Origin of the sequence: Umezawaea endophytica (assembly GCF_025061645.1) — a bacterium.
In the GTDB taxonomy this organism is placed as follows: Bacteria; Actinomycetota; Actinomycetes; order Mycobacteriales; family Pseudonocardiaceae; genus Umezawaea; species Umezawaea endophytica.
The window spans coordinates 1-7298 of the sequence record NZ_JANYMP010000038.1; the positions used below are offsets into that span (position 1 = coordinate 1).

General features: G+C 70.5%; 6 protein-coding genes. All 6 read right to left on the reverse strand.

Annotation, left to right across the window (positions count from 1 at the left end):
• Positions 1 to 79: 79 nt before the first annotated feature.
• The 6 genes from NZH93_RS43990 to NZH93_RS44015 are packed head-to-tail and all read right to left on the reverse strand — an operon-like array spanning position 80 to position 7227.
• On the reverse strand, positions 80 to 1597 hold the full coding sequence (locus NZH93_RS43990) for a tetratricopeptide repeat protein (RefSeq protein WP_259629294.1): 1518 nt from the start codon (positions 1595 to 1597) through the stop codon (positions 80 to 82).
• A gap of 4 nt (positions 1598 to 1601) precedes the next feature.
• On the reverse strand, positions 1602 to 2876 hold the full coding sequence (locus NZH93_RS43995) for a thymidine phosphorylase (RefSeq protein ID WP_259629295.1): 1275 nt from the start codon (positions 2874 to 2876) through the stop codon (positions 1602 to 1604).
• A complete protein-coding gene (locus NZH93_RS44000; RefSeq protein ID WP_259629296.1) occupies positions 2873 to 3274 on the reverse strand; it encodes a cytidine deaminase in 402 nt (133 codons plus the stop codon). The genes NZH93_RS43995 and NZH93_RS44000 overlap by 4 nt, the downstream gene beginning before the upstream one ends.
• Complete coding sequence (locus NZH93_RS44005) at positions 3249 to 4502, reverse strand: ABC transporter permease (protein WP_259629297.1); 1254 nt, start codon at positions 4500 to 4502, stop codon at positions 3249 to 3251. The genes NZH93_RS44000 and NZH93_RS44005 overlap by 26 nt, the downstream gene beginning before the upstream one ends.
• Positions 4499 to 5581: an ABC transporter permease gene (locus tag NZH93_RS44010; RefSeq protein WP_259629298.1), complete on the reverse strand. Its 1083-nt coding sequence runs from the start codon at positions 5579 to 5581 to the stop codon at positions 4499 to 4501. Before NZH93_RS44010 ends, NZH93_RS44005 begins: the two co-directional genes overlap by 4 nt.
• Positions 5581 to 7227, reverse strand: a complete 1647-nt coding sequence (locus tag NZH93_RS44015) for an ABC transporter ATP-binding protein (protein ID WP_259629299.1) — start codon at positions 7225 to 7227, stop codon at positions 5581 to 5583. The genes NZH93_RS44010 and NZH93_RS44015 overlap by 1 nt, the downstream gene beginning before the upstream one ends.
• Positions 7228 to 7298: the final 71 nt, after the last annotated feature.

Below are 7298 nucleotides of genomic sequence, written 5' to 3' on the forward strand. Positions count from 1 at the left end.
TCGGCCACCCACCCCCAAAACCCGGCACCCACCCAACCCCGAACCCACAAACCCGGCCCCCAAATCCGGACCCCAACCCTCACCCACCCAAAGCAGCCTTCCCCCAGGCCACAACCTCCGGATCCCCACTCTCCACGGCCTTCAAATAAACCGCCCGAGCCCCATCCGAATCCCCCTGCGAAGCAAGCAAGTCCCCCAACCCCACCGTAGCCAACCCCGCATAAACACCATCCCCACCATCAACAACCTGCCGATAAGCACGCTCAGCCGCAGCAGCATCCCCCTGCTCCACCAACAACCCACCCAACGCATACCCAGCAGCAGCCGACGACCCCTCATGCTCCATAGCCCGCCGAAAAGCCTCCCGAGCAAAATCCACCCGCCCGGAATCCCGAGCCGCACAAGCGATGCCATAAGCATCACCCACCCCGGTAACAGCCAACAAATCCACATCAGCGTCCTCAGGCAACCCCCCACCACCCTCAGCCGCCACCACATAATCCAAAACCTCAAACCCCCCGGTAACCCGCCGCAGCAAAGCCACCTGCGACCTCACCGGAGCAGTAGCCCACTCCAACCCCGCCAAGAACACCTCCTCAGCAGGATCCACCCCCACGGTGATCCGCTCCAGGTACTTGGGAAACAACCGAACCAACTCAGGCTCGGTAATAGGCCGCCTCAACCCAGCAACACGAGCATCCACAGCAGCCCGAACGATCGCCTGCCCAGCCGGACTATCCCGCCGCCCGGTCCGAAGCCTCCGCACCAACTCGTCCCCACCGACCAGCACAGCCCCGATCCCACTACCGCGAACGAACCCGGACTCCTCCGGATAGTCGTCCACGGCCACGGCCAACTCCTGCGCCGTCAACTCAAAAGGAAGATCGACAACAGTCGCCTTCTCCAGCACGGCCCGAGCCACCACCCCCGCACGCCCCACCTCCTCGGGCGTGATGACCCCCACCAGAACAGCCCGCTCCGACCAGAACTCCAGAACAGCGGGCGTCAGGAACTCCAGATCCACCGCGGTCAGGTCGTCGAGCAGCACCACCGCGTCCTCCAACGGCAACGCGGGCTCCATCCCGGCCAACGCGGCAGCAGCCTTCACATCACGGGGCACCACCAGAGACGCATCCGGCAACGCCTGACGAACCGCCTCCGCCAACGTCCGCGACCGCCCGGCCTTCACTCCACCCCGAACGAGCACGAAACGCCTGACCCCCAGCGCGTACCGCAACGACCGATCAGCCACCCGCGGCACGTAGGGATTGGTGTCGTCCGAATACCCGGTCAGCGCGACGCCGAAGTCCATGTCGGGAGCGGACCGCACCCGCACCAGCGGCCACCGGCGCAGGAACGGCGCGACGCTCGCGCCCATCTCCGCCCGCGCCCCGTGGGCGTTCTTCCTGGCCTGCTCGGCCCGCCGGGCCAGGACCACCGCCACCAGCCCGGCCAGCACCAGCACCAGGCCGACCACGAAGATGGCCCCCTGGGCGACCGCGCCGTAGCCGGCCAGCACGGCGCCGACCACCAGCGCGATGGATCCGTAGCGGAACGCCGCGCGAGCACGGCGGGACTCGGCACTCAGGGGAACCACGCGATCAGCCTCGAATAGTGTCGATCACCAACGGTCCGGGGGGCACGGCCGATTCGGCGATCGTCCAACCGCCGGTCAGCGCGTCCAAAGCGTAGGGCACGGCGTCCGGCGTGTCGGTGCGCAGTTCCAGCAACGGCTGGCCCTCCACCACCCGGTCGCCGGGCTTGGCCAGGCACAGGATCCCGGCACCGGCCTGCACCGGGTCCTCCTTGCGCGCCCGGCCCGCCCCGAGCCGCCACGCCGCCACGCCCACGGCGTAGGCGTCCAACGTGGACAGCACACCGCTTTCACCAGCGGTCACCACGTGCTTGTGCCCGCCAACCGGCAGTGGCGCGTCCGGGTCGCCGCCCTGGGCCCTGATCATCCGGGCCCACGTCTCGTAGGCCTCGCCGGACGCCAGCACCGCGGCCGGGTCCACCGAGATCCCGGCCAGCGACAGCATCTCCCGCGCCAGGGCGACGGTCAGCTCGACCACGTCGGCGGGCCCGCCGCCCTTCAGCACCTCCACCGATTCCGCGACCTCGACGGCGTTCCCGACCGCGACCCCGAGCGGCACGGACATGTCCGTCAGCAGGGCACTGATCTTCAGCCCGTGGTCGACGCCGATGCCGACCAGCGCGTCGGCCAGTGCCCGCGCCTGCGGCAGCGTCTTCATGAACGCCCCGGAGCCGACCTTCACGTCCAGCACCAGCGCCTCGGCGCCCTCGGCGATCTTCTTGCTCATGATCGAACTGGCGATCAGCGGGATCGCCTCGACCGTCCCCGTCACGTCCCGCAGCGCGTACAGCTTGCGGTCCGCCGGGGCCAGCCCCTCGGTCGCCGCGCACACGACGGCGCCGACGGACGAGAGCTGCGCGGCGATCTCGTCCAACGACAACCGGGCCCGCCAGCCGGGGACGGACTCCAGCTTGTCCAGCGTGCCACCGGTGTGGCCGAGGCCTCGACCGGAGAGCTGCGGCACGGCCGCGCCGCAGGCCGCGACCAGCGGGGCGAGCGGGAGGGTGATCTTGTCGCCGACCCCGCCGGTCGAGTGCTTGTCCACGGTCGGCCGGTCCACGTCCAACGAGAGCCGGTCGCCGGACATGACCATCGCCCTGGTCCAGCGGGCCGTCTCGGACGACTCCATGCCGTTGAGGAAGATCGCCATGGCCAGCGCGGACATCTGCTCGTCCGCGACGACGCCGTGGGTGTAGGCGTCGACGACCCAGTCGATCTGCTCGTCGGTGAGCCGGTGCCCGTCGCGCTTGGCCCGGATCACGTCGACCGCGCTGAAGCTCATGGCAGGTCCTCCGGCCCGAACGCGTCGGGCAGCACGTCGCTCATCGGCAGCGGGCCGCGCGGCGTGTCGACCAGGCACTCGGGACCGCCCAGCTCGTACAGCACCTGGCGGCACCGGCCGCACGGCATCAGCAGGTCGCCGCTGCCGCTCCGGCAGGCTACGGCCACGAAGCGGCCCCCGCCGGTCAAGCGGAGCTGCCCAGCCATCGTGCACTCCGCGCACAGGGCGACCCCGTACGCGGCGTTCTCCACGTTGCAGCCGACCACGATCCGACCGTCGTCGCAGAGCGCCGCCGACCCGACCTGGAGGCCGGAGTACGGGCAGTAGGCGCTCTGCGCGGCCTCGACGGCCCGGTCCCGCAACACCGCCCAATCAACCACGGCGGTACACCACGCCATCGGCGGCGGGCATGCGCAGCCGTTGCGAGGCGACGGCCAGCACGACCAGCGTGACCAGGTGCGGGGCGTACGCGGTGAGCTCGCTCGGCACCTCGTCGACGCTGTAGTACACGCCGTAGAGGAGACCGGCGGCCACGATGCCCGCTGCCGCGGCGAACCAGCGGCGGCGGACGAGCTGCCAGATCACGATGACGGCCAACAGCAGCACCGCGCCGTAGACGAGGGCGAGGAACGTCTTGCCGCCGCTGCGGAGCTGGAGGCCGTCGGCGTAGCCGAACAGCGCCGCGCCGCCGAGCAGGCCACCGGGCCGCCAGTTGCCGAAGATCATCGCCGCGAGGCCGATGAAGCCGCGGCCGTTGGTCTGGCCCTCGAGGTAGCCGGGGTTGCCGGGGTTCAGCACGAGCGCCGCGCCGCCGATGCCCGCGAGGGCACCGGACATGATCACAGCGGCGTACTTGTACAGGTAGACGTTGACGCCCAACGACTCCGCGGCGGTGGGGTTCTCGCCGCACGACCGCAGCCGCAGGCCGAACCGCGTGCGCCACAGGACCAGGTAGCTGCCGATCACGAACAGGACCGCCAGCATCGTCAACGGCGAGACGCCGGTGATGAGGCCGCGCAGGATGCCCGCGATGTCGGAGATCGCCACGCGCTGCTCGTCCTCGAGGGTCTTGAGCCAGTCGGACAGGCCACCGGCCGAGTACGTGTCGAACTTCGGCACGGCCGGGGACTCGCGCGGGTTCCTCGACAGCGGGAAGAAGATCAGCGTCGACAGGTACTTCGTCAGGCCCGCGCCGAGCAGGTTGATCGCCACACCGGAGACGATGTGGTTGACGCCGAACGTCACCGTGGCGATGGCGTGCAGCAGGCCGCCCAGCGCGCCGAACACGGCGGCGGCGACCAGCGCGGCCCACGGGCCCCACTGGTACCCGGCCCACGCCGCGCCCCAGGTGCCCATGATCATCATGCCTTCGAGGCCGATGTTCACCACGCCCGCGCGTTCCGCCCACAGGCCGCCGAGGCCCGCGAGCAGGATCGGCAGCGCCAGCCGCACGGCGGTCTGGATGGTGCCCGACGACGTGAGCTGCGGCACGCCGGTCAGGTACGAGGTGGTGGCGAGCAGCGCGATGGCGCCCGCCATCGCGATCATGCCCGTCGCCCAGCCGGGCAGCGCCTTCTTGCGCTGCGGCGGGATGGACGTCAGCGGTGCGTCGGTCAACGCGGTCATGCCGCACCTCCCACGGGCTCGGCGGTGCCGAGCTGTCGGCCGACGCGCCGTTGTTCGGCGGCCAGCTCGTAGCGGCGGACGACCTCGTAGGCGACCACGACGGACAGCACGATCGCTCCCTGCATGATCGTCACGATCTCCCTCGACACACCGACGTTGTCCAGCGCGAGGCCGGACTTGTCCAGGAACGCCCACAGCAGCGCGCCGAACGCGATGCCACCGGGGTGGTTGCGGCCGAGCAGCGCGACGGCGATGCCGGAGAAACCGATCCCCGCGGGGAAGTTCAGGTTGTACGTGTGGTCGCGGCCGAGGATCTCGGGCATCGACACCAGGCCAGCGATGGCGCCGGACAGCAGCATCGCGACCAGGATCATCTTCTTCGCGCTCACGCCACCGGCGGCGGCGGCCGTGGACGACTCGCCGGACGCGCGCAGCTCGAAGCCGAAGCGCGTGCGGTTCATCATCACCCAGTAGGCGATGCCCAGCGCCGCGGCCAGGAACACCAGGCCGAAGACCGTGCCGGAGCTGCCGAGCGAGATGCCGGGGACCCAGCCGGACGTGGGGATCTCCGGGGTGCGGATGTTGTTGCCCCGCAGCTCGCCGAACACGTCGTCGCGGATCAGGTACGCGGCCAGGCCGAGCGCGAGGCCGTTCATCATGATCGTGGAGATGACCTCGTTGACGCCCCGCGTCACCTTGAGGATCGCCGGGATCGCGGCCCACGCGGCACCCGCGAGCGCGGCGACCAGGATGATCGCCAGCGTGTGGATGCCGGGCGGCAGCGCCACCGAGCCGCCGAACACCGCGGCGACGACGGCCGCCACGCGGTACTGGCCCTCGACGCCGATGTTGAACAGGTTCATCTGGAAGCCGATCGCGACGGCGAGCGCCGCGATGTAGTACGTGCCCGTGCTGTTGACGATGTCGACAGCGGTCGTGCCCTCGCCGACCTGCGTCACCATCGCGCCGAACGCCGTCAGGGGGTTCGCCCCCGAGACGACCAGCGCGATCCCGCACAGCAGTGCGGAGAACAGGATCGCCAGCGCGGGCGGTAGCAGGTTGCCGCGCACCTTGCCCATCAGCGCTCGCCTTCCGTGGTGTCGGTGCCGTCGTCGGCGGTGTCCGGCCCTGTGCCGATCCCGGCCACGGCGTCGCTGGTGCTCCCGGCACCGGTCATCGCGCTGCCCAGGTCTTCCGGGGTGACGGTGTTGGGGTCCGCGTCGGCGACGAGCCTGCCGCGCAGCATGACCTTGATGGTGTCCGACAGGCCGATCAGCTCGTCCAGGTCGGCGGAGACGAGCAGCACGGCCAAGCCGGCGGCCCGCGCGCGCTTGATCTCGTCCCAGATCAGCGCCTGCGCGCCGACGTCCACGCCGCGGGTCGGGTGCGACGCGATGAGCAGCACCGGTTCGCCGGACAGCTCGCGGCCGACGACCAGCTTCTGCTGGTTGCCGCCGGACAGCGCGGCGGCGGCCACGTCGATGCCCGGCGTGCGGACGTCGAACTCGTCCACGATCCGCTGGGTGTCCTTCTTGGCGCCCGCGATGTCGAGCCAGGCGCCCCGCGCGGTGGGCTTGCGGGTCTGGTAACCCAGGATCCTGTTGGCCCACAGCGGTTGCGTGAGCAGCAGGCCCTGGCGGTGGCGGTCCTCGGGGATGTACCCGATGCCAGCCTCGCGCCGGGCCAGGGTGCCCAGCTTGGTGAGGTCCCTCCGGGTGCCGTCGGCGCTCACGAGCACGACGTGCCCGGACGACGCGCGGCGCATCCCCATGATCGTCTCGACCAGCTCGGTCTGGCCGTTGCCCTCGACGCCCGCGATGCCGACGACCTCGCCGGAGCGGACCACGAGGTCGATGTCGTCGAGCACCGGCCGGGTGCCCTCCTGCGCCACCAGCGCGAGGCCCTCGACGCGGAGCACCTCGCGGTCGGTGACCGTGGACTCCCTGGTCTCCGGGCTGGGCAGCTCGCTGCCGACCATCATCTCCGCGAGCTGCCGGGAGCTGACCGCCTTCGGGTCGGCGGTGCCGACCGTCGTGCCGCGGCGGATGACCGTCACCGAATCGGCGATGGCGCGCACCTCGTCCAGCTTGTGCGAGATGAACAGGAAGGTGAAACCGCGCTCCTGCATGCCGCGCAGGGTCGCGAACAGCTCGTCCACCTCCTGCGGCACGAGCACCGCGGTCGGCTCGTCGAGGATGATCACCTTGGCGCCGCGGTACAGCACCTTCAGGATCTCCACGCGCTGCCGGTCCGCGACGCCGAGCCGCTCCACCAGCACACCGGGGTCGACGCTCAGGCCCGTGTCGCCCGCGAGTTCGAGGATCCGCTTGCGCGCCTTGCCCCCGATGCCGTGCAGCGCCTCGGCGCCGAGCACGACGTTCTCCTGGACGGTCAGGTTGTCGGCCAGCATGAAGTGCTGGTGCACCATGCCGATCCCGACCTTGATCGCGTCCGCGGGGGTGCGGAAGTGGACGCGCTCGCCCACCACCTCGATGGTGCCCTCGTCGGGTTGCTGCATCCCGTAGAGGATCTTCATCAGGGTGGACTTGCCCGCGCCGTTCTCACCGCACAGGGCGTGGACTTCGCCGACTCTGACGCTCAGGTGGACGTCGCTGTTGGCGACGACGCCCGGAAAGCGCTTGGTGATGCCGGACAGCACGACGGCGGGCGGACCTTCGGGATCCCCGATGGCCACCGGCAGGTCGGCGGAGGTGGAACCGCTCATCGTTGAAAACTCCCACTACGACGTGCTGGGCCCCACGAGACGTGCTCGCGGGGCCCCGCACGACCGGCAGT

What these genes read in the sequence shown, in the direction of transcription:
- NZH93_RS43995 (WP_259629295.1), bottom strand. Translation starts at nt 2,876, where the DNA reads ATGAGCTTCAGCGCGGTCGACGTGATCCGGGCCAAGCGCGACGGGCAC.
- NZH93_RS44000 (WP_259629296.1), bottom strand. Translation starts at nt 3,274, where the DNA reads ATGGCGTGGTGTACCGCCGTGGTTGATTGGGCGGTGTTGCGGGACCGG.
- NZH93_RS44005 (WP_259629297.1), bottom strand. Translation starts at nt 4,502, where the DNA reads ATGACCGCGTTGACCGACGCACCGCTGACGTCCATCCCGCCGCAGCGC.
- NZH93_RS44010 (WP_259629298.1), bottom strand. Translation starts at nt 5,581, where the DNA reads ATGGGCAAGGTGCGCGGCAACCTGCTACCGCCCGCGCTGGCGATCCTG.
- NZH93_RS44015 (WP_259629299.1), bottom strand. Translation starts at nt 7,227, where the DNA reads ATGAGCGGTTCCACCTCCGCCGACCTGCCGGTGGCCATCGGGGATCCC.